The organism is Streptomyces sp. NPDC002845, from assembly GCF_053591955.1.
Window position 1 is genome coordinate 1 of the sequence record NZ_JBSFUU010000022.1, and the last position, 22,611, is coordinate 22,611.

The window sequence follows — 22,611 nt, forward strand, 5'->3', positions numbered from 1 at the left end:
GGATCGGCCTGAACGGCCTCGTCCTCAAGCGCCGGACGGGCTGGGGGTGCCTGGCCGGGGCTGAAAAGGCTTGGCGCGGGGGCGGGCCGACTGGTTGCAGACTGTGCCGAAGCCGCGCCCCTTCAGGGGCGCGGGGCTGTATCGATGTGCGGCTCCGCCGCGTGGGCGCGACCAGCCACACACAACCCGCAGCCCCCAACCAAGCCACACCATCCACCCCCTACCGGCGGGGTCGAAGGGGCGGAGCCCCTGGAGGATGGGACGGGTAGGGGCGGCGGGGGCGAGAAACGCCCCAGGGAGCCGGGACGCGCGCGGACGTGCCCCGTGGGCGGGGACGCCCAGGCCTTCGTCGCCCCTCGGCTTCGGCCCTAGGAGCCTCCGGGGAACGCCCCGGCAATCCCACCCGCGCCCAACCGCTCAAAGCGTTCCTGGACGTTCGCCGCGAAGGCCTGCTGCTCCGCGCCGGGGTAGGCCTGGCCGGTGATGTTCATGGCGACGGTGAGGACACCACTGATGGGGGCGCCCGGGGAGGTACGGACGGGGGTGCAGAGGAAGCTGAACTCCTGGGGCTGCGGGAAGTCGTACGTGGTGATCTGGGCCCGCCCGAGGGTGGCCGCCCGCCCCGTGTGGTACGCCTCGTCCATCGCCTTGAAAACGCCGATCGATTCCAGCCCGGGCAGCGCCATCCGGCCGGGACTGAACTGGGGGACGCGCCCGAACGCGGTGCCCTGCTTGCCGTTGGCGTAGCGGAGCAGATGGTTGGGCCCCTCGGTGAGCATGATGGGGAAGGGCGCACCGTCGAAGACGGCGAAGAGCTCCTGCTGCTGGGCCAGCAGGCTGTCGCGGAGCTTGAAGTCGGCGAGCAGCGTCTCGGAGAGCTCCTGCATGCCCTCACGGATCTCACGGTCCCAGTGCCGCGGCTTGGTGTCGGCGACACACACGGTGCCGAGGATCATGCCGCTGTTGTCCCGCAGCGGAGTGCCCAGGTAAGAGCGCACGCCCATGTCGTTGACCAGCGGGTTGCCCTTGAACCTGGGGTAGTCGAAGACGTCGTCCAGGGCGAGTTGGGACCCCTGGGCCACCACGTGGGGACAGAAGCCGTAGTCGTTGGGGGCTTCCCGGGCGATGTCGCTGAGATCGAAGACTATGCCCCCGCTGTCGGGATTCGGCTTCTCGTCGGGCGAGGCGGAAGGCACGTACATGCCCCGGAACATCTGCCGCTCGTCGTTGATGAAGTTGACCATGGCCAGGGGAGACCGGGTGAAGCTGGCCGCGAGCCGGGCGACGCGGTCGAAGGTGGCCTCCGCCTCGACGTTGTTGAGGCCGAGAACCTGCAGTCGCAGCTTCCGCTGCTCGCTCGCCGCGCGCGCCTGGTCGGATGTCGTCAGGGGATCCATGAAGTCAGATGAAAGCAGAACCTTGCCCTCCGCGGACCACCGCACCCGTTATTTTCCGTCTCGTGCGTCTCGTCTTCAACACCTGGAGCACCGTGGCGACTTGACTGGGTGTCTCCCGAACCGCCCGCCGATCGCCCCTCCGCCGTCGCCTGCCGCGGGTGCCCAATCTCAGAGACTGTCCAAATTTTTACAGGTTTCAACCACCAGCGACGACTTCTCGCCAATCCTTGATCGGGAAACGAGCGGAAACGATTTTGCGTAAGACAATCGTCCGGGGGGCCGGTTTTCGACGTTCGTATGCGCGTTCGGGTGGGAGAGAGGGCTGACAGCGGTGGGTCACGAGCAGTCGGAGCTGCGGCCGCCCCGCCTCCAGTGTGGGATGGAACACCCTGGCGCCCGAGGCGGTTTCACGCCAAGATCCACTGAACGCACAGCGCCACGGTGCAGCATCCGGACCGGCCGTCCGCCGACACGGTCGGGTTTGGACGTGCCTGGCTGAGAGCGACGGCCCGGTGACGAAGGTGTTGACAGCCCCCACCACCATGTAGTCCGTTCTCATCCGCCCGCACCCGGGAGATCCCCGGTGGCGGGACGGGCGTCAGACGCGCCAGGACGCACGCACATCGACGAGGCAGCGAAGGAGAGTTCCGTTGAAGAGGTCGGACGTGGACGCACGGTCGGTCGCGGTCATCGGCATGGCCTGCCGTCTCCCGGGAGCGGCCGGGACCGACGAGCTGTGGGCCCTGCTGCGAGAGGGCAAGGACGCCACGAGCGATACCCCACCTGAACGGTACGACGTGAACGCCCTGTACGACCCCCATCCGGGCCCCGGCAAGCTCGCCAGCCGACGCGCCGGCTACGTCGACGAAGTCGCCGAGTTCGACGCCGAGTTCTTCGGGACGTCCCCCACCGAGGCCGTGGAACTCGACCCGCAGCAGCGGCTGTTGCTGATGACGGCCTGGGAGGCGCTGGAGGACGCGGGCCAGCGGCCCGACGCACTGGCCGGCAGTCGCACCGGGGTCTTCGTCGGCAACGCCCGTGCCGACTACCTGGAGTTGGCGCTCCGTCAGGGCGGTGACGCGATGTCGGCCGCCCAACTGAACAACTTCCGCTCGCTGCTGTCCGCCCGGCTCTCCCACTTCTTCGACTTCCGCGGCCCCAGCGTTGTCGTGGACACGGCGTGCTCGGCCTCCTTGACAGCCGTGCACCAGGCCGTGCAGAGCCTGCGCGCCCGGGAGTCCCCCGTGGCCCTCGTCGCCGGGGTGAACCTCAAACTCCGCCCGGACGAAGGGGTCGTGATGACCGCGGCCGGGGGCATGTCCGCCGACGGCCGCAGCAAGTTCGGCGACGCGAGCGCCGACGGCCACGCCCCGAGCGACGCCGTCGCCGTCGCCGTACTCAAACCGCTCAAGGACGCCCTCGCCGACGGCGACCGTGTCCGCGCCGTCATTCAGGGCAGCGCCCTCGGCAATGACGGCCGCACCAGCGACACGGTGCTCAACCCGTCGCTCACCGGGCAGATCGAGGTGCTCCGCTGGGCATACGAGGACGCCGGGCTGAACCCCGCCGACGTCGACTTCGTGGAGGCGCACGGCTCCGGCTCCCCCGTCTTCGACGCACTCGAACTCGACGCGCTGGGCGAGGTGCTGGGCGACGGACGGCCCGCCGACCGGCCGCTGCTGGTCGGCTCGGTGAAGACCAACATCGGCCACGCGGAGGCGGCCGGCGGCCTCGCCGGGCTGATCAAGGCCGTGCTGTGCCTGGAGCACGGACAGGTCCCCGCCAGCCTCCACCACGACGAGCCCACTCCCCATGTCGCCTGGGACAAGCTGCCGTTGGCGATACCGAGCAAGTTGCACGACCTGCCCGACCGCGGCCGGCCCACCATCGCGGGCATCTCCGGACAGGGCTCCTCGGCCCTCAACGCCCATGTGGTGATACGGCAGGCCGACGCCCCCAAGCCCAAGGGCAGGCAACCCAAACGCGGCACGCCGTACGTCCTCGCCCTCTCGGCCCGTACGCCGGCCGCGCTCGACGCGCTGGCCCGCTCGTACGCCGAGTACCTCGCCCCCGACGGACCCGGTGCCACGTACTCGGTCCGGGACATCTGCTTCAGCGCGGCCACCCGCCGCCAGCACCACGAGCACCGCATGGCCGTCGTCGGCGCCACCCACGAGGAACTGGTGGCCGCCCTCACCGGCACCCCGGGCGGCTCCTCCCCGCTCGCCGACCGCTACCGCGAGGGCCAGGACGTCGACTGGGAAGGCGAGTTCGGCAAGGGCGCCCGCTACGTACCCCTCCCCCACTACCCCTGGCAGACCAAGCGGTACTGGCCCGGCGAGGCACCCGCGGAGGAGAACGGCGACCTGTCCACGTGGGTCCTGCGCGAGCACGCCCGCACCGGCTTCGACGACGGCTCCACCCTCACCGAGATCGGCATCGACTCCCTCGCCAAGCTCCGTATCGTCGTGGAGCTCACCAAGCGCTCCGGCCAGGAGGTCGACCCCGAGGAGTTCGGCCGCCTGCGCACCGTGGGCGAACTACGCGAGTGGACACAGGCCCTGGAGGCCGCGACCCGATGAGAGAACAACGGATCCAAGGCGCCGACGGGGGCGAAGGTGCCGAGAGCGATCTGTCGACCGCGGACGGACCGAGCACGGATGAACCGAGCAAGGGCCGGCCGCGGCCCCTGTACGACTGGTTCGCCCTGTCCGCCGACGAGTTCGGCGACTGCGCGGCCCTGGAGGTCAAGGGCGAGCAGCTGACGTACGCCGAACTCCGCGACCTCGCGGAGCGGCTGGCAGCGCGGCTGGTCGCGGCGGGCGCCGGTGTCCCGCCGCGACGGGTCGGGCTGCTGGCCGGCCGGTCGGTGACCGCGTACGCCGGATACCTGGCGATCCTGCGGATCGGCGCGGCCGTCGTCCCCCTCAACCCGGAGCATCCCGCGACCCGGACCAAGGGCATCGCCGAGGCGGCGGAGCTGGACCTGCTCCTCGCCGACGCTCCGGGGGACGACGACTTCGGGATGCCCCGGCTCGTCGTACCGCCCGGGGAGCTGGCGGCTCTGGCCGCCGAGCCACAGCCCGACATGGAGTACCCGCGGGTCGGGGCCGACGATCTGGCGTACATCATCTTCACGTCCGGATCGACCGGTACGCCCAAGGGTGTGCCGATCACCCACGGCAACATCTCCGCCTGTCTGGAGCAGGTGGCGTCCCGCTACGAGATCGGGCCGGGCAGCCGGCTGTCACAGACGTTCGAGATCACCTTCGACGGTTCGGTGCACGATCTGTTCGTGGCCTGGGCGGGCGGAGGCACGCTGGTGGTGCCGGCGCTCAGCCAGTTGCTGTCGCCGGTGAAGACGGTCAACAACCTGCGGCTCACCCACTGGTTCTCGGTGCCGTCACTGATCTCCTTCGCCTCCCGGCTCGGCACACTCAAGCCCGGCAGCATGCCGACGCTGAGGTGGAGCATCTTCGGCGGCGAGGCGCTGCCCCTGACGGCGGCCCGCGAGTGGCAGACGGCAGCGCCCGGAAGCAGGGTCGAAGTGCTGTACGGACCGACCGAGTTGACCATCTCCTGCACGGCGTACCGCTTCCCGGCCGACCCGGCCGACTGGCCCGACACCCCCAACGGCACGGCGCCGATCGGGAACGCGTACCCCACACTCGACATCCTGCTCCTGGACGACAGCGGCGAGCCCTCCGACAACGGCGAGCTGTGCGTACGCGGCCCCCAGCGCTTCCCCGGCTACCTGGACCCGGCCAACAACCCCGGCCGCTTCCTCGACCTCACCCCGGGCGAGGAGATCGCCGAGGGCCACTGGTACCGCACCGGCGACCGGGTCGCCCTGCGCGACTGCCACCTGGTGCACCTGGGCCGCACCGACCACCAGGTCAAGCTCCGGGGGCACCGCGTCGAACTCGGGGAGATCGAAGCGATGCTGCGGCAGCAGCCGGGTGTACGTGAGGCCGTGGTACTGGCCGTGCCCGCGGCGGACGGCGAACCGGAACTGGAGGCCGTGGTCAGTGGCGCCGGCTCCGATCCCGACGCGTTGTTCGCGCGACTGGGTGAGCGGCTGCCGCCGTATATGCTGCCGCGCCGTATCGCCGTACTGGACGAGTTGCCGCTCAACACCAATGGAAAGATCGACCGGCGGGCCCTGGCCGAGCGGTTGCGCTCGCGCTGAGGGTGCCGGGTGAGCGCCGTACGGGTCAGCGCCGTGGATGGCTGCGGGCCGTCTGTGGTTGCTCGCGCCCACGCGGCGGAGCCGCACAATGTCACAGCCCCGCGCCCCTATCGGGGCGCCCCTACTCCCCAACCCCCGTAATGAGGCACCCACATGTTCGACGCCATCGTGGTAGGGGCGCGTTGCGCCGGAGCTCCTGCTGCCATGTTGCTGGCCCGCGCGGGACATCGGGTCCTTCTGCTGGACAAGGCCGCCTTCGGTACCGACGTACTCTCCACGCACCTCATCCACCAGCCGGGCGTGGCGACTCTGGCGCGCTGGGGGCTGCTCGACACCTTGCGTGCCTCCGGGTGCCCGCCACTGGACCGGGTGTCGTACGAGGTGGCCGACGTGCGGCTCGACGGGTGTGCCCGGGGCGTTGAGGGGCAGCGGGCCGGGTACGCGCCGCGGCGCACGGTGCTGGACCCGATCCTGATCGAAGCGGCGGTCGCGGCCGGGGTCGAGTACCGCGAGAAGTGCCAGGTCACCGAGTTGCTGTACGACGAGGACGGGCGAGTCGTCGGGGTCGAGGGCAGACACGGCGGGCAGGCGTTCAGCGAGCGCGCCCATCTGGTGATCGGCGCGGACGGGATGCGGTCCACGGTCGCCGGGCTCGTCGGGGCGCCCTTCACGGTCGAGGACGAGCGGCTGACGTGTGCGTACTACGCGTACTGGGAGGGCGTCCCGGCCACGATGGAGCTGTACGAGCGGCCCGGGAGCTGGGTGGCCGCCGTGGCCACCCACGACGGGGCGACGCTGGTCCTGGCGTACTTCCCGCAGTCCCGGTTCGACGAGGTGCGCGGGAACGCGCACCCGGCATACATGGGGCAGATACGCACCACCGCGCCGGCGCTGTACGAACGGCTGGAGGGGAAGGAACCGGTCGAGCGGCTGCGCGGGACGGGTAACCAGCAGAACTACTTCCGGCAGGCCATGGGCCCCGGCTGGGCGCTGGTCGGTGACTCGGGCCACCACAAGGACTCCATCACGGCACGGGGAATCAGCGACGCCTTCCAGCAAGTGGAATCGCTCGTGAAACACGCGGGTGACGTCCTCGGCCACGACCCGGCACGGCTCGACGCGGCGCTGCGGGAGTACGCCCAGGAGCGGGACGGCGCGCTCACCCCGGGATACGAGGCCACGCTGGGGGTGGCGCAACTGGCGCCGAACGAGCACCGGTTGTCGCTGCTCCGGGCGGTGCAGACGGATCCGGAGCTGACCTCGATCTACTTCGACACGGTCGCCGGTATCGGGTCCGTGAGCGCCTTGTACACCCCCAAGTTGCTAGCGCTTCTGTGATCTTCGTCAACTACGCTGCTCATGCCGGTAGTTGTGGTCAAGCGGATGCTGACGGTGAGGCGCTGGCCTGGTACGGTTCACCAGGCCGCTGACATTTGCCAACGCAGTGTCAAGGCGGCGCGCGGGGGATCTCGGGCACCACGCACCACCGCCCCTACCGTCACCAGTGTTTCGCTGTCGTACGAGGAATCAGATGCCAGGCACCCGAGACCGGCGGACACGTCATCGGTCCGCCCCCCGCAAGAATCTCCGGTACTCGTTCGTCGTACCGTTCGTCGTGCCCGCGGTCCTCGCCACCGGCGTATGGGGCTATACGGCGGCCGGACTCGCCGACGAGCAGATACAGGCGCAGGCCGAGTCCGACCGGGTCTCGTCGGTCGCCGCCCCGGCACAGGCCCTGCTGACCCGGCTGCAGGAGGAGCGCCGGCTGACCGCCGTCTGGCAGGCGAGCCGCGGCGACAAGACCCGGCAGGACCTGGACGCGGCCCGTGAGGAGACGGACGAGGCCGTCTCCTCGTACCGCTCGGCATCCGAGTCCGCGCTGGACACCTCGGCCCTGAGCAACGGGGCCGACAAGCTCGACGAGGCGCTGGACAACCTGGCGGAGCGGCGCAAGGCGATCGACGAGCGCAGCCTCGACGCCCTCGGTACCTTCCAGTACTTCACCGGCGCCGTCACCAACTCCACCGACCTGCTCGCGTCCGCCGTACGCAGCGAGGACGGAGCCCTCGCGCAGGCGGGCGCGGCCACGACGGCTCTCGTCCGGCTGACGGAGATGCTCTCGCGGGAGGACGCGCTGGTCTCCGGCGCGCTGTCCTCGCGCCGGATGAGCGCTCAGACCCGCGCCCAGTTCGCCCAGTATCTGGCGGTCCAGCGGGAGTTGCGGTCCACGCTGGCCTCCCGCGATCTGCCCGCGGGCGGGTCCTCGGCGTACGGGGAGATACGGGAGACCTCGCAGTGGGCCACGGTCGGCACCGTCGAGAACGCGGTCGCGGGCGCCGGCGGCTCGGCCCTGCCCCGGCGGGCCACCGACTGGACGGCCGCCGCCGACGCCGTGATCGGCGACCTGCGGACGCTGGGCTCGGACGCGGTCCAGGGCATCGCCGACGAGGGCGCGGAACGCGCCGACGACCTGATGCTGGGCCTGCTCCTGGGCTCCGCCGCCACCCTGGCCGCCCTGGTCGGCGGGGCGCTGCTCGCCCTGCGCAGCCGGCGCTCGATGCGGTACCGGCTCACCGAACTCCAGCAGAAGACCGAGGAACTGTCGGGCATCTGGCTGCCCGAGCTGCTGACCCGGCTGGAGCGCGGTGAGCGCGTCGAACCCCAGCCGCTCTCCGACCGGCCCCGCCACGCCACCGACGAGGTGGAGCGGCTCGGTTCGGCCATCGACCACCTGGGCCGGGTGGCCGCCGACACCGCCATCCGGCAGAACCTCGGCCGTGAGGGCTCCGAGAAGGTCTTCGCGCAGCTCATCCGCCGTACGCAGATCCTGATCCACCGGCTGATCTCGCTCCTCGACGACCTGGAGCGCAAGCACGAGGACTCCGACCTGCTGAAGGACATCTTCAAGGTCGACCACCTCGCCACCCGTGTCCGGCGGCACGCGGAGAACCTGGTGATCCTCAGTGGCGCCCCGCCGAGCCGCCGGATGACCGCGCCCGTCTCCGTCACCGACGTGATGCGCAGCGCGGTCGCGGAGACCGAGCAGTACACCCGGGTCAAGGTGAAGAACCTGCCCGCGGACCGGCGCCTCGCCCTGGCCGGGCGGGCCGTCGCCGACGTGACCCATCTGCTCGCCGAGCTCATCGAGAACGGCACCAGCTTCTCGCCGCCGGACACGCACGTGTTCATCAGCGCGACGAAGGTGGCCAAGGGCCTGGCCGTGCACGTCGAGGACCACGGCCTCGGGGTGCCGGACGAACTGCGCGAGCAGGCCAACCAGTTGCTCGCCCACCCGCCCAAGCTCGACATGACCGCGCTGGGCGAGGACCCTCGCCTCGGCCACTTCGTGGTGGCGCGGCTCGCCGAGCGCTACAAGATCAAGGTGGAGCTGCGCGAGTCCGTGTACGGCGGCACGCTCGTCGTCGTACTGCTGCCGGCCGAGTTGCTCGAAGAGATCGATTCGCCGGTCTTCGACCAGCTCAAGTCGGCCGCGGTCTCGTCGGGCCGCGCGGTGCCGACACCGGGCGAGCGCGCCGGGATCGGGGCGTCGTCCGACACCGCGGGCGCCGGGATCCCCTCCACCGTCGTCGAGACCGCGCTTGCCGGAGTCGGCGCCGGGAGCGGGGGCGGGTCCGGGACCTCCGGCGGTTCCCAGGTGCTCGCCGGGGTGGCCGTGGGCTCGGCCACCGCCGGGGACACGCTGACGCACACCCGGATGCCGGACTACAGCGGGTTCCCCGATTACGGAGGTGCAGGTCTGTTGCCACCCGCCTCAGATCACCCGTCGGCCGGGGAGCCCGGTCCGGGCGGGTGGACTCCGCCGCAGGAGCATCCCGTCCATCGCGCCGAGGCCTCGGCCGGGTCCGGGTCCGAGTCCGGATCGCGCTCCGGTGCGAGTATGAGTCCTGGTTCTGGTCCTGGTTCTGGTTCTGGTGCTGCCTCTGCTTCCGATGCGGGACTTGGTGTCGGCGCGGGACTCAGCGCCAGTACGAGCACGAGTGCAGGTATGAGTACGAGTACGGGTTTTGACACCGGAGCCCCGACCAGGCTCGCTGCCGAAACCCGTCGGGCCGCCACGCCCCGGGACTCCTCCGGCCCTCTCACCACTCCCACGGTCCTGCCGCAGCGGACCCGGGGTGCCAGCCTCGCGCAGCAGTTGCGCAAAGAGGCGGGGCACCAGGGCGGGCGGGACGACGACGAGGGCGGTCTCTCCCCCGACGCCTCGGCCCGGGCCATGATCGCCATTCAGCAGGGCCTGAAGCGGGCCAAGTTCTCCGAGGACGGCGAGGCGGACGGCCCCGACGGCCGGACGGCATCATCGCGCGACCCCGACGCCAACTGACGGGCGCCTCAGTTGCCACACGGATGTGGCGCACCCCCCAAGGCGCCAGCTGACCGGCGCTTCCCCCGGCGCCGACTTACTGTGAGGAACATTCAGGAATGACTGAGCAGGTACAACCCGGTCCCCAGCTGGACTGGCTCCTGGACGGACTCGTGGAACGGATACCGGAGATCCGCTGCGCCGTGGTGCTGTCCGGGGACGGCCTTCTCATCGGCAAGTCGAAGGACATCCGGCGGGACGACGCGGAGCACCTGTCCGCCGTCGGCTCGGGCATGCACAGCCTCGCCCGGGGCGTCGCACGCCACTTCCACGGCGGAGAGGTCCAGCAGACGGTCATCCAGATGGAGCGGGCGTTCCTCTTCGTCACCGCCGCCGGCCGGGGCGCGCGGCTCGCCGCGATCGCCTCCGAGGAGGTGGACGTCGGGATGATGGCCTTCGAGATGGGCACGCTGGTCAAGCAGGTGGGCAAGTACCTGAGTGCCGCGCCGCGTGTGGATACCCCCTCCGGCTACGTCAAGGATGCGTGAACCCAGGTGGCTCGACGACGAGCAGGCCGGGCGCCATGTCCGGCCTTACGCCATCACCGGCGGTCGTACGCGCCACAGTCAGCATCACTTCACGCTGATCACGCTGGTCGTCTCGCGCTCGGAGCACGAGTACGACCATGACCATCTGGAGCCGGAGGCCATGGCGATCCTCGCCCTGTGCCGCGATCGCGCGGTGGCGGTGGCGGAGATCGCCGGCCAGCTGGACCTGCCGGTGAGCGTGGTGAAGGTGCTCTGTGGGGACCTGCTCAACGCCGAGCTGATCATTGTTCAGTCCCCGCCCGCGCTGAGCGAGCAGCCGAGCGTGGAACTCATCGAAAGGGTGATGGATGGTATCCGTCAACTCTGAGCCGGTCCTGCCGACCGCGCTGAAGATCCTGATCGCGGGCGGATTCGGTGTGGGCAAGACCACCATGGTGGGCTCGGTGAGCGAGGTTGCCCCGCTGGAGACCGAGGAGCGCATCACCGCGGCGAGCGTGGGTGTGGACGATCTGGCGGGCGTGGAGAAGAAGTCCTCGACCACGGTCGCCATGGACTTCGGCCGGATCACGATCTCTCCGGAGCTGGTGCTCTATCTCTTCGGTACGCCCGGTCAGGACCGCTTCTGGTTCATGTGGGACGACCTGTCCACGGGTGCCCTCGGGGCCGTGGTCCTGGCGGACACCCGCCGCCTGGACGCGTCCTTCGCCTCGATCGACTTCTTCGAGGCCCGCGAGATTCCCTTCGCGGTCGGCGTCAACTGCTTCAACGGCCGCCGCGAAGCCACCACCGAACAGGTCCGCCAGGCCCTCGACCTGGACCCCTCCACACCGGTCGTCCTCTGCGACGTCCGTGACCGTGGCTCCAGCAAGGCGGTGCTCCTGGCCGTCCTGGAGGCGGCCCGGAAGCAGGCGGCGGCCCGGTTGGCGGCGGTAGAGGGCCGCTAGGGGGTGTTTCGAAAGTCCCGCACAGCACCCACGGCGCCCGGCACGCACTCTCGCCGCACCAGCCGAAAGCCCAAGTACATCCAGTACGAGAGCTTTCGTCCGGCACGCCGAGAGCACGCACCGGACACCGCGGGCACCGCACAGGACTTTCGAAACACCCCCTAGGCCGTCCCCTACGGCCGTTCGTTTTCGCCCCCCCGGCTCAGCGTGCCGTGCCCAGTGACCAGTGCGGCGCGCTGCCGGCCAGGCGGCAGGTGAGGAAGTAGAGGGGGATGGGCGGGGTGTACGGGGTGTCGCCCTCGGGGCTGTGGATGAGGAGGAGGCTGTCGGGACGGGGGCGTGGGCGGGTCGCGGTCCAGGACGGGTCGTAGAACTGGGCGCCGATCACGTAGCTGGTGGTGGACGGCCAGGTCACGCCGATGTGGGAGCCGGAGGGAACGACCCACCACCAACGCTCGTCGTCGGCGAAGACACAGCCGATACGGGGCAGGGAGCGCATGATCCGCTCCCCGTGCTCCCGCGTCGTACCCACGGCGTCGCACCCCAGACGGGGCTGAAGGTCCGGGGGTATGGGCAACCGGCCCGGCAGCCGGCCGTATGCCCGCGTTGCACGGCGCCCGTGCGCGAGCGGTGGACTCAGATCCAGGGTGTGCTGTCGTTCCATGAGGCATGGGCCCTTCGGCCGAGGCGGGGGACGGACCGGTCGAGGTGGGAGGCCGACGGGAGTTCGGTGTCCGTGAACTCCCCTTCCTCCGGAGCGAGTTCGGCCCAGACGACGCGCCCGGAGCGGTCCGCGGAGTCCGCCACCCCCCAGTCACGGCTGACCACACTGACCAGCAGCAGCCCGCGACCACCCTGATCGTCGGGGTCCGCCTGGCGCCGGGCGGGGTGGGTGCGGCCACGGTTCTGGTCCTCGACCTCGATATGGAGCCGTTCGCCGAAGGCACGCAGCCGGCAGATGATCCAGTCGCTCGCCGAGTGGGTGAGCGCGTTGGTGACGAGTTCGGAAACCACCAGCATCGCGTTGTCGCACGTCTCGTCGCCCGTGCCCCACTCACCCAGCAGCTCACGCACGGTCGCACGGGCCACACCCACCGACGCCGGCGTCGCGGGCAGGCCGAACAGGGCCTCTCTGTCGGGGTACTCGTCCGCCGTCGCCGACCCCGGCACCCGGGGCCGTTCGGACGGGCGGCTCAATGGCTGGGGGAGGGAGGGCGGAGCCATCGCCGTTCGCCTTTCGTCTGCCTTCGCACCAGGGACGGTGCCGGGGCCGCGCCGACCGGCTTCACGCCAGGCACCGCGAGAGGCGAGAGCGAGAACTCACTCATCTCACGGCATCAATACGCGACGAAGGGTGCCGAGTCGCAGCCCCATCTCCCCCAACGGAGCTGCCCAGCCGCTTCCTTCACCGGCGGGTACGGTACGTCCACTGTGACACCTGCCAACAACGCTCCGCAACCAGCAAGTTGAAAATTGCAATTCATCGGGTGCATGCTGCCCCGGCGGCCGATGATGGCCACAGTTGATCGTGAAAGACTCCGACCTCGACACCCGGTGTGAGGGGGTAAGGCGTGACCGCGGAGACCGACTGGGGCGGCGCTCCTTCCGTCCTGCGCATGATCCTGGGCAAGCAGTTGGAGGAGCTGCGGACCCGCGCCGGGCTGTCGTTCGAGGAGGCGGGCAGGACGATCGGGGTCAGTCACTCCACGATCCGCCGTATGGAGGCGGCCAAGGTGGCCCGGCTCCGGCTCCCGGACGTCGAGAAGCTGCTCCAGACGTACGGCGTACGGGACCAGCAGGAGATCGACACCTTTCTGAAGTCGGTCCGCGAGGCCAACAAGCGCGGCTGGTGGCACACATACCGGGATGTCCTGCCGGACTGGTTCGCCGCCTATCTGAGCCTGGAGCAGGCGGCGCTCCAGATCCGGGCGTACGAGTCCCAGTTCGTGCACGGGCTGCTGCAGACCGAGGCGTATGCCCGCGCCCTGCTGGGCGCGGGCAATCCGCACGCCCCGGCCGAGGCGACCGAGCGCCGGGTCGCGCTGCGCATGCGGCGCCAGGAGCTGCTGACCCGTGAGGCGCCGCCGCGGGTGTGGGTCGTGATGGACGAGACCGTGCTGCGCTGGCCGGTCGGGGGCGCGGCGGTGATGCGCGCCCAGATCGACCATCTGATCGAGGTCAACGCGCTCCCGAACGTGACGCTGCAGATCATGCCGTTCGGGAACGGCCCGCATCCCGCGATGCGGGCCGGCGCGTTCCATCTCTTCCGGTTCAGGGCACGCGAGTTGCCCGACATCGTCTATCTCAGCGGCCTGGTGGGCGCTGTGTATCTCGACAAGACGGACGACGTCGTGGTCTATCGCGAGGCCCTGGACCGGCTGGGCGCCCAGTCGGCGCCCGCCAGAAAGACCGAGGCCCTCCTCGGTGCGATACGCAAGGAGCTCTGACGTGCACCACCCCAGCAGCCACCCTCACTCGATCAACCACCACTCGGGCAACCCGCACTCGGGCAGCCACCCCATACACAACGGCATGCCGTCCCGGGACCTCGGCGTCCGCGGCTGGGCCAAGCCGTGGAGCGACGACGCGGGCGGCGCCTGCGTGGAGGTGAAGAGGCTCGCCGACGGACGGGTCGCCGTTCGCCAGTCGACCGATCCCGACGGCCCGGCCCTGGTTTTCACCCCGAACGAGATGACGAGCTTCCTGACCGGCGTGAAGGCGGGTGAGGCCGACTTCCTACTCTGAACTGCCTTGTTTTTACTGAGCGTCCACCACTTTCACTCAGACGTTCACTCAGATCCACGACCCGGAATGGGAGGGGCCGCGTGCCCGACAACGGATGGCCTGCCGACCGCATCGACACCGAGAACGCCCACTCGGCGCGCATCTACGACTACATCCTCGGCGGTAAGGACTACTACCCCGCCGACAAGGAAGCGGGCGACGCCATGGCGCGGGAGTGGCCCGCCCTGCCGATCCACATGCGGGCCAACCGCGACTGGATGAACCGCGCGGTGCGCTGGCTGGCCGAGGAAGCGGGGATGCGCCAGTTCCTCGACATCGGCACCGGCATCCCGACCTCGCCCAACCTCCACGAGATAGCCCAGTCGGTGGCCCCCGAGTCCCGGGTCGTCTACGTGGACAACGACCCCATCGTCCTCACGCTCTCCCAGGGCCTGCTGTCCAGCACGCCCGAGGGCAAGACGGCGTACATCGAGGCCGACTTCCAGCACCCGGAGGCCGTTCTCGGCGCCCCCGAGTTCCTCGACACACTGGACCTGTCCAAGCCGGTCGCCCTGACCGTGATCGCCATCGTCCACTTCGTCCTGGACGAGGACGACGCGGTCGGCATCGTCCGCCGCCTCCTCGATCCCCTCCCCTCCGGCAGCTACCTGGCGATGACCATCGGCACCGCCGAGTTCGCCCCGGAGGAGGTCGGCCGCGTCGCCCGCGAGTACGCCGCCCGCAACATGCCGATGCGCCTGCGCACCATCGACGAGGCCCACGAGTTCTTCGAGGGCCTGGAACTGGTCGAGCCCGGCATCGTCCAGGTCCACAAGTGGCGCCCGGACGGCACGGGCGAGCAGGGCATCCGGGACGAGGACATCGCCATGTACGGGGCGGTTGCACGCAAGCCGTAGCGCTCCGCTGGGGGCGCGGTCTTTGACCTGCGGGTCCGTTGTGGGGGTCGCGCGCCCACGTGGCGGAGCCGCGTGATGTCACAGCCCCGCGCCCCCTGTCCTGCCTGACTTACCCCGTCAATTCCCGTACCGCCTTCATGACTTGACCCGTTGCGTCCTCCCCCAGCATGTGCCGTGCGGCGGTCGCGGCGGCGCGTGTGTACGACTGTTGCCGTACGGCTCGGCCGAGCGAGTCGGCCAGACGTTCGGCGGTGAGGGACCTGAAGGGGATGGGCGCGGTGGCGGCGCCCAGGGCGGCCGGCCGACCCGCCCAGAACGGCTGGTCCGCCGTCACCGGCACGGTGACGGCGGGCACTCCGGCCCGCAGGGCGGCCGCCGAGGTGCCCGCACCGGCGTGGTGGACGACCGCGGCCAGCCGGGGAACAGCAGGGCGTGCGGTATGTCCCCGATGGTGAGCACGTCGTCGCCGTCGGCCGCGAGCCCGGCGCTGCAGGCTGCCGCGCAGCCCGGCGCGCCGCAGCGCCCGTACGGCGATGTCGCTCAGCCGTTCCCCGTCACCGGCCGCCATGCTGCCGAAGCCGACGTACACGGGCCGGGGCCCCGCTCGCAGGAAGTCCTCGACGTCCGCCGGCAGCCGCTCGGAATCGCGGAGGTGGGGCCACCAGTTGCCCACGACCTCCAGGCCCGGCCGCCAGTCGGAGGGGCGGGGCACGAGCGCGGTACTGAAGCCGTACAGGACGGGCCAGTTCACGGACTCCGCCGTCGGCGTATCGCGGAGGCGGTGGCCGGGGGCAGTCCGAGACGGCGGCGCAGCTCCACGACCGCCTGCCCGTAGACCCGGCCGGCCATGCGGAGCGCGAAACGTCCGGCGGCGCGGTTGCCGAGGCGGCCCAGCGAGCGGGCGCCGGTGACGACGGGTGGGAAGTCGCCGGTGGGCGCGGTGGGTTGGAGGTAGACGCCGAGACCGGGGGTGCCTGTTGCTTCGGTGATGTGCCAGCCGAGGGGTGCCGTGGTGGTCGACAACAGGGGCAGATCCGTGCCCAGGGGAGGGTCAAACGGCCGCCAGGACGGCGCCGGGAGCGAATCCCGGACGCCGCCCCGGCACGGCGCGCGCTCAGCAGATGTTCTGGCTGCTGTTGACGAGCCGGTTGTTGCGGAACGTGGTGTTCTCGCCGCAGGGGCTCTCCCTGATGGACGAGTTGGTCACCGTGAGGTTCTGGACGGTGATGTCGCGGTTGTTCGGGAACTCGGAGCGGGCGGCCAGGCGGATCTCGCCGCCGCCGGAGACGCTGCCGCTCTGGGCGGCGATGTTCACGTTGTAGCAGTTCTCGATCAGGATCGCGTTGTTGCCGGTGTTGGTGAGGTTGATCCGGTCGATGACGGCGCCGCCGCTCTCGGAGACGCAGAAAACGCCGCGACCGCCGCCGCGCGCGATCACCTCGCCCACGCGGATGTTGGTGGGGTAGGAGCTGCCGACCCGGCCGTTGCGGTTGGCCATGCGGAAGGCCGCGTAGCCGGTGCCGGTGCCCGCGCCCTCGGCGTCGACCTTGGCGACGGTGGCGTTGATGGTCTGGTTGAGAAGCAGGCCGGAGTAACCGACGTTGCGGGCGGTGACGGTGCCGATGGTGAGGCCGTCGACGCCGTATGTCTCCACCGCGTGGTTGCTCGCCCCGGAGACGTACACGTTGTCGATGCGGACGTTCCGCGTCCACTGGCTGGTGTCGCCGCGGTTGTCGATGCGCACACCGAGCCCGCGCGACAGGCGCATGTCGATCTGGCCGAGCACGACGTTCTGCACGTTGCGCATGAAGATGCCGTAGAGCGGGGCGCCGGTGAGGTTGAGGTGCTGGACCTCGATGTCACGCACGCCGCGCGCGTAGACCGGGGCCTGGTCGCCGGAGCCACTGCCGGTGACGTTGATCGTGCCGCACACGTCGAGCACGGTGTAGCTCGGCAGCGAGACGCGTGACCCCGCGCTGATGGAGCCCGAGCCGCGCACGACGACCCGTTCCTTCGAAGTCCGGCCCGACGTGAGGCTGTTGACGGCCGCCTGCATCGCGGCCCGCATGTCGGTGCCGGTGTACACGACGCTGCTGCCGCGCCGGGCGGTCCAGGTGCTGCCACTGAGCACAGCCTCCGCCTGGTACGAGCCGTCGCCGCAGGCCGCGAGGGCCTGGGCGGGGGCAGCGGCCACGGTGTCGGTCGCCGGGGCCGGCGCCGCGTTCGCGGGTGCCGTCAGCACGGCGGCACCGGTGAGCAGGGCGGTGGCGCAGACGGCGGCGACACCGGCCCGCCTCCTGCGGGTCGTTCCGGTCGCGCGGGTGAGGTGAGGTGCGGCTCTGCGTCCCATCTCGTCTTCTCCTATGGGGGGTTCTCGTGGGGGTTCCTGTGGGGGGTTCCTGTGGGGGGTTCCTGTGGGGGGCCTATTGGGGTTCGTACACCTGCTGCTGCGCTTCTGCTTCGTCATGCATGTCGAACCTGTTCGACTGAATCGATTCACAGATTGCGGTACACCTGACCTGGGACAACGCGGCTCTACGTAGTGTCCCGGCGCACGACAGGCGAGACAGCAAGCGGTTTCTAAAGCGGGCGGCGAGTGTGGCAACTCCGCTCGGGGCCGTCAAGGGCCCGCGCAGTCGACGACGTGCCCCCTCCCGGGGACACTTGGACACATCACCTCCCCATGCGACAACGGGGTCATTTCCGGCCCCCGCGTCTATCCTGAGGAGGCATGGAGGGGGCTTCGAGCAGGGGCGGCGCGTCCGGTGAACTGCCGGACTCCAGTGGGTCGTTCGGACCGCTGGTCGTCGCCGCGCAGCCGATCGTCCTGCGCGCCGCGCGCGTCGAGCTTCCCCCGGAGAGTCCCGATCCGACCCTGCTCCCCACGATCACGCTGCGGGAGCGGGCGGTGTCCCGAGGTGACGCCCCGGACGGGCTCCCGCTGCCGCACGGGCAGCTCCTCGCCGGGCAGTACCGGCTGGTCCGGCCGCTCGGCTACGGAGGAATGGGCGAGGTCTACCTCGCGCACGACACCAAGGTCGACGACCGCGAGGTCGCCATCAAGATCCTGCATCCGGAGCAGGCGGCGGCCACGGCGGGCGCCCTGGTCCGGGAGCGGCGGGCCCTGGTCGACCTCGGCCATCACGACATCATCCGGGTCTTCAACTACGGCCACCATCCCGAGGTCGGGGACTTCCTCGTCCTGCAGTACGTCGACGGGCTCACCCTGGAGGAGGTGCGGGCACGGGCCCAGGTGAACCCGGACGAGTTCGGCGGCGTCCGCTTCCACGAGTTCGTGCTCGCCTACGGAGTACGCGTCCTCGCCGCACTCGGGTATCTGCACGGCGACCGGCTCGGCAGGGTCTACGGCGACCTGAAGCCGGACAACGTCATGCACGACGGCACCACGACGAAGATCGTCGACGTGGGGAGCGTGCGCCCGGCAGGCCATCCCGGGCTCACCACGGAGGGGTTCCGTGCCCCGACCGTCGGCCCGAACGGCGAATCCACCGGCCAGGACGACCTGTTCAGCCTGGGGGAGACTCTGCGGCGGCTGAGCGGGCTGGGGCAATCGCCGGAGGATCTGGCGGAGTTGGGCTCCCTGGACATGCTCGATCGGCTGAACGCGCAGGGCGACTCCGGCACTCCCGATGCTCCCGGCACCCCCGACGCCCCCGAGTCCCTGGAGGCCCTCCGCATGACGGCGCCCCCACCCCACGGCCTCGGCCTCCTGTCGCTCGCCCGCGTGCTGCACCGTGCGACCCGGACCGAGGGGGCCGAGCGGTTCGCCACGGCACGCGAGATGGAGGAGCAACTGCGAGGTGTGTTCCGGGAGTTGCGGTCACTGCGGACCGGGACGGAGACCTTCGAACCGTCGCCGCTCTTCCTGCAGTCGCCGTACGCCCTCGACGGGGCGCTCGGGTCCGCGCCGCCCCTCGCCCGGTGGACCGCGCCGGACGCCCCCACGGCGTACACGCCGCCGTCGCCTCCCGAGGTCGCGCAGCGGCTGCCCGTCCCGCGCCCCGATCCGTACGACGACCATCACGCCGAGCTGAGCAGGCTGGCCGACGCCGCTCCGGAGGCGCTGCTGCAGCACACCGGGGACTGGCGGGACTCTCCGGAGGTCCATCTGCTGCGCTGCCGCGTACGGCTGAGGGTTCCCGGGGGCGGGACCGAGGCGGCCGAGCGGGAGCTGCGGTCCGCGGAGGCGTTGATCGGGCCGGAGCGCGCCCCGTACGACTGGCGGCTCGACTGGCACCGCGGGCTGCTCGCCCTCGGGCGGGGCGAGGTGGACGCGGCGCGGGTCCACTTCGACCTGGTGTTCGCGGCGATCCCGGGCGAGTACGCGCCCAAGCTCGCGCTCGGCTACTGCGCCGAGCGCCTGGGCCGGTGGCACGAGGCGCTGACGTTCTACGAGGCGGTGCGGCTGCGCAACCCGTCGCTGGGCAGCGCGGCGTTCGGCGCGGTGCGGGCGCGGCTCGCGCTGGACGACGAGCGGGCGCGTGGCGACGCCGTGCGGGCGCTGGACGCGGTGCCGCAGCATTCACGGCACCGCACTGCCGCGCGTACGGCCGCTGTGCGCATCGGAGTCGAGCACCTGCGGACCGCCGAGCGCCCCGACGAGGTGACCGAGCGGCTCCGCGAGGTGCTGGAGCGGCTGGCCCGGCTCTTCCACGCGCACGGGCTGACGGACGAGCAGGCCCGGGAACGGATGACGGCGGAGGTGTGGGAGGCGGCTCGGGACGCGCTGACGCGGGGTGCCCTCGACGCGCCGGGCCTGGCGGAGCTGGCCGCGGGCGCCGACGTACGGCTCGGTCTGCCGTCCGACGAACCCGGCCTGAGCAAGGACCTGTCCCGTCTCTACCTGGCCCTCGCCCACCAGGCCGCCCGTTCCGCCGCCCCCGAGGACGACGACGAGGACGACGACGTCGCCGAGACCCTGCTGGACCACGCCTACGCGGTCCGCCCGCTCGCCTTCCGGCACCACAGGGACAGCCCATGGCTCGGAAAGAGGATCACGAACTGGCTCCGGACAGTCGCCCGGACGCCGTCGCCGGGGCCGAACACCCGGACGGTCCGTCGGTGAACCGGGCCGGAGGGCTCCGCGCGGGTGCCGGCACCCGGCCGCCGGTGCGCCTGCGGCGCGGTGTCCGGGCCGGCCGTGCCGTCGCCGCCGAACTCGCCCGCCGGCTCCGGCGTTACACATGGCCGACGGCGGACGGCAGCCGCAACCGCGTGTATCTGCGGGACCGCCTCGTCGCACTCCCCCTGCTCGCCGTCGTGGCCTTCGGGACGTTCGGCTGGGCCTACGCGGACGTGCGGGGCGACTCGGCGTACGTACAGGACCGGCTGGCGCCCGCGCTGGTCGATCTCGCGAACGCCGAGGCGTCGCTGTTCATCGCGCACGGCGAGGCCGTGGAGACCCTCGACGAGGGCCGTGCGGTGGAGCTGAGCGGGCTCGGCGAGCGGTACCGGACACGGGTGGCGCGGGCGACCCAGAGCCTGAACCAGGTCGCGCGCGGCGGAGCGCTGACCGTGGCGGAGGAGCAGGAGCTGCGTGTGGTGTCCGGGCTGGTCGTGGACTACACGGACCGGATCGGGCGGGCCCAGGGGCACGCGGCCGACCCGGTCCTGCGGGAGGCCGAGCTCACCTATGCGCGCAGCATGCTCTGCTCGGCTCCGGTCACCGCCGCGGACAGCGGTGACCGCTACCCGCCGTGCCCGCCCACGACCGGCCCGAGCGCGACCTCGATCGTGGACCGGGTGTCCGGCCTGGAGCGGCAACTGCGCGAACGGTTCGCGGACCGGGCGGGCTGGGGCGGGGGCGTACTCACCGCCGCCGTCGTCTCCGGCCTCGCCCTCGTGCTGTTCGCCGCCGGGCTCTGGCGGACCGTGGCCTTTCTGCGCCACAACTTCCGGATCCGGCTCAGCGTTCCGCTGACGGTCGCCGCCCTGCCCCTGCTCGCCGTACCGCTGCTGACCGCCGACGCGCTGCTCGCGCAGCACGCGCAGGCGGAGGCCGTCCCCGTGGCGGACGCGCTCGCCGAGCGGACCTCGCCCGACACGGAGGCGGTCGCCGAGGACCGCCCCTTCGACGGGCCGGACCCGTACTCCATCGAGGTGCTGGACGACCGGCTCGACGAGGGCCTCGACGACGGGCGGCTCGCCCTCCTGGACGGGGCCGCCCCCTTCGTGTTCCCCGCGGGCCTGGTCAGCGCCGGTGTCGTCGGCGGCGCCCTGCACATCTACCGCCGCGAGTACCTCGTGGTGGCCCGCCCGGGAGCCGTCACATGAACCGTGTCCTGCGCACCCTGGTCGTCGCGGCCTGCCTGCTCGCCCTCGTCCCCGGCTGCGCCTCGGACGCCCCCGCACCGCTCGTCGTCCTGGGCCCGTGGACCGGTGAGGAGGGCAAGGCCTTCGAAGCCACCCTCGAACGGCTCGACGACGGGAGCGGCAGGACGTACACGTACGAGGGCACCCGCTCACTGCGCGAGACGCTCGTCTCACAGCTGGAGGCCGACGACCCGCCGGACGTGGCGATCCTCAACAGCATCGGCGAACTCACCGAGTACGCCCGCCGCGACCAGCTGAAGCCCCTCCCCGCCGAGACCATCGAGCGCGCGTACCTTCCGTGGGCACCGACGCTGCGCGTGGACGGCAAACGCCGCACGTACTGGGTGCCGCTGAAGGTCGACCTGAAGAGCCTGGTGTGGAGCAAGGCGGGCACGCCGGGCGACGATCCGACGTGGTGCGTGGGGCTCGCCTCGCAGGCCACCTCGGGCTGGCCCGGCACCGACTGGGTCGAGGACATCCTGCTCCACCAGGCGGGCCCGGAGCTCTACCGGCAGTGGGCCACGAGCAGGCTCAGCTGGCAGGACCCGGCCGTCCGGCGGGCCTGGACGACCTGGGCGCGACTGCTCGGCGAGCACCCCCCGGACTCGATCCAACGGTCCCTCACCACCTCGTACGAGGGCACGTCCGGGCCCGACGGACCGCGCGGCCTGCTCAACTCCCCCGGCTTCGACTGCACGCACGAGCACCAGAGCGCCTTCATCCGGTACGTCTACGCGGACGACGACGTCCGTGTGGAGCCGTCGGCCCGGTTCCTTGGCGGGCCGCCCGCGTACCGCGACATGTACGAGGTAGCGGGCGACATGGCCGCCGTCTTCAGCGACGACCCGGCGGCCCAGGAACTCGTGGAGCGGCTGTCGGGCCCGACCGGGCGGGCGCTGTGGCGGGCGGAGGCGGACCCGGAGGTGCGCCCCCTGTTCCCGGCCACGACCGAGCCGACGCCCACGGCGCCCGCGAACCCAGCCGAGCAGGAGATCAACGCCCTGCTCACCTCGGACGCCCGCACCCTCTGCTTCGACGCCTCGGACGTGATGCCGCCCGAGCTCAGGGACGCCTTCCACCGCGCGGTCCTGGAGTTCTTCCGGTTCCGCACGGAGAAGCTTCTCGACTCGCTGCTGGAGCGGTTGGAGGCCATACGCCTCCACGTGGCCGAGGAGTCGGCCGACGACCCTTCCTTCCAGCCGGCCGAGAACATCTGCGCGGGCCCCGGCGGGTGACCC

17 protein-coding genes and 1 pseudogene are annotated in these 22,611 nt (G+C 71.2%); 13 read left to right on the plus strand and 5 right to left on the minus strand.

Going from position 1 to position 22,611, the window contains the following annotated elements; genetic code table 11:
- Nucleotides 1-368 precede the first annotated feature (368 nt).
- Entirely contained in the window at nucleotides 369-1,397 is a 1,029-nt protein-coding gene (locus tag ACWD3C_RS17740) for a GAF domain-containing protein (protein ID WP_451144846.1), read from the minus strand.
- A 650-nt stretch (nucleotides 1,398-2,047) separates the two neighbouring features.
- On the opposite strand from ACWD3C_RS17740, the gene ACWD3C_RS17745 reads away from it, so the two are divergent.
- From ACWD3C_RS17745 to ACWD3C_RS17775, 7 genes are all read left to right on the plus strand, one after another.
- A complete protein-coding gene (locus ACWD3C_RS17745; RefSeq protein ID WP_451144848.1) occupies nucleotides 2,048-3,979 on the plus strand; it encodes a beta-ketoacyl synthase N-terminal-like domain-containing protein in 1,932 nt (643 codons plus the stop codon).
- A complete protein-coding gene (locus ACWD3C_RS17750; protein ID WP_451144850.1) occupies nucleotides 3,976-5,586 on the plus strand; it encodes an amino acid adenylation domain-containing protein in 1,611 nt (536 codons plus the stop codon). Before ACWD3C_RS17745 ends, ACWD3C_RS17750 begins: the two co-directional genes overlap by 4 nt.
- Nucleotides 5,587-5,739: 153 nt before the next feature.
- Nucleotides 5,740-6,924: an NAD(P)/FAD-dependent oxidoreductase gene (locus ACWD3C_RS17755; protein WP_451144852.1), complete on the plus strand. Its 1,185-nt coding sequence runs from the start codon at nucleotides 5,740-5,742 to the stop codon at nucleotides 6,922-6,924.
- A 193-nt stretch (nucleotides 6,925-7,117) separates the two neighbouring features.
- Nucleotides 7,118-9,928, plus strand: a complete 2,811-nt coding sequence (locus ACWD3C_RS17760; protein ID WP_451144854.1) for a sensor histidine kinase — start codon at nucleotides 7,118-7,120, stop codon at nucleotides 9,926-9,928.
- A 98-nt stretch (nucleotides 9,929-10,026) separates the two neighbouring features.
- Entirely contained in the window at nucleotides 10,027-10,455 is a 429-nt protein-coding gene (locus ACWD3C_RS17765; RefSeq protein WP_451144856.1) for a roadblock/LC7 domain-containing protein, read from the plus strand.
- Complete coding sequence (locus tag ACWD3C_RS17770) at nucleotides 10,448-10,822, plus strand: DUF742 domain-containing protein (protein WP_451144858.1); 375 nt, start codon at nucleotides 10,448-10,450, stop codon at nucleotides 10,820-10,822. Before ACWD3C_RS17765 ends, ACWD3C_RS17770 begins: the two co-directional genes overlap by 8 nt.
- Nucleotides 10,803-11,399, plus strand: a complete 597-nt coding sequence (locus ACWD3C_RS17775; protein WP_451144860.1) for a GTP-binding protein — start codon at nucleotides 10,803-10,805, stop codon at nucleotides 11,397-11,399. The genes ACWD3C_RS17770 and ACWD3C_RS17775 overlap by 20 nt, the downstream gene beginning before the upstream one ends.
- 202 nt (nucleotides 11,400-11,601) lie before the next feature.
- Here ACWD3C_RS17775 and ACWD3C_RS17780 read toward each other — a convergent pair whose 3' ends face one another.
- Complete coding sequence (locus ACWD3C_RS17780) at nucleotides 11,602-11,931, minus strand: hypothetical protein (protein WP_451144862.1); 330 nt, start codon at nucleotides 11,929-11,931, stop codon at nucleotides 11,602-11,604.
- A 104-nt stretch (nucleotides 11,932-12,035) separates the two neighbouring features.
- Entirely contained in the window at nucleotides 12,036-12,623 is a 588-nt protein-coding gene (locus ACWD3C_RS17785) for an ATP-binding protein (RefSeq protein ID WP_451144864.1), read from the minus strand.
- 347 nt (nucleotides 12,624-12,970) lie between these two features.
- Here ACWD3C_RS17785 and ACWD3C_RS17790 point away from each other — a divergent pair, with 347 nt between their 5' ends.
- The 3 genes from ACWD3C_RS17790 (at nucleotide 12,971) to ACWD3C_RS17800 (ending at nucleotide 15,040) form a co-directional block, all read left to right on the plus strand.
- On the plus strand, nucleotides 12,971-13,846 hold the full coding sequence (locus ACWD3C_RS17790) for a helix-turn-helix domain-containing protein (protein ID WP_451144866.1): 876 nt from the start codon (nucleotides 12,971-12,973) through the stop codon (nucleotides 13,844-13,846).
- Nucleotides 13,847-13,931: 85 nt separating this feature from the next.
- Nucleotides 13,932-14,144 (plus strand): DUF397 domain-containing protein, encoded by a 213-nt coding sequence (locus ACWD3C_RS17795; protein WP_451145060.1) that lies wholly within the window; start codon nucleotides 13,932-13,934, stop codon nucleotides 14,142-14,144.
- An 80-nt stretch (nucleotides 14,145-14,224) separates the two neighbouring features.
- Nucleotides 14,225-15,040: an SAM-dependent methyltransferase gene (locus tag ACWD3C_RS17800; protein ID WP_451144868.1), complete on the plus strand. Its 816-nt coding sequence runs from the start codon at nucleotides 14,225-14,227 to the stop codon at nucleotides 15,038-15,040.
- A 109-nt stretch (nucleotides 15,041-15,149) separates the two neighbouring features.
- Here ACWD3C_RS17800 and ACWD3C_RS17805 read toward each other — a convergent pair.
- Together ACWD3C_RS17805 and ACWD3C_RS17810 are read right to left on the minus strand one after the other, a co-directional pair.
- Nucleotides 15,150-16,081 (minus strand): annotated as a pseudogene (locus ACWD3C_RS17805) (glycosyltransferase); the annotation flags it as partial.
- A 73-nt stretch (nucleotides 16,082-16,154) separates the two neighbouring features.
- Complete coding sequence (locus ACWD3C_RS17810; protein WP_451144870.1) at nucleotides 16,155-17,390, minus strand: hypothetical protein; 1,236 nt, start codon at nucleotides 17,388-17,390, stop codon at nucleotides 16,155-16,157.
- Between the two features lie 381 nt (nucleotides 17,391-17,771).
- On the opposite strand from ACWD3C_RS17810, the gene ACWD3C_RS17815 reads away from it, so the two are divergent.
- Genes ACWD3C_RS17815 through ACWD3C_RS17825 form a run of 3 tightly spaced genes read left to right on the plus strand, consistent with a single transcriptional unit; the run spans nucleotide 17,772 to nucleotide 22,608 of the window.
- A complete protein-coding gene (locus ACWD3C_RS17815; RefSeq protein WP_451144872.1) occupies nucleotides 17,772-20,126 on the plus strand; it encodes a tetratricopeptide repeat protein in 2,355 nt (784 codons plus the stop codon).
- Nucleotides 20,039-21,334 carry a hypothetical protein gene (locus ACWD3C_RS17820; RefSeq protein ID WP_451144874.1) on the plus strand — a complete coding sequence of 432 codons (1,296 nt, stop codon included), beginning with the start codon at nucleotides 20,039-20,041 and terminating at the stop codon, nucleotides 21,332-21,334. Before ACWD3C_RS17815 ends, ACWD3C_RS17820 begins: the two co-directional genes overlap by 88 nt.
- Nucleotides 21,331-22,608, plus strand: a complete 1,278-nt coding sequence (locus ACWD3C_RS17825; RefSeq protein WP_451144876.1) for an alpha-glucoside ABC transporter substrate-binding protein — start codon at nucleotides 21,331-21,333, stop codon at nucleotides 22,606-22,608. The genes ACWD3C_RS17820 and ACWD3C_RS17825 overlap by 4 nt, the downstream gene beginning before the upstream one ends.
- Nucleotides 22,609-22,611: the final 3 nt, after the last annotated feature.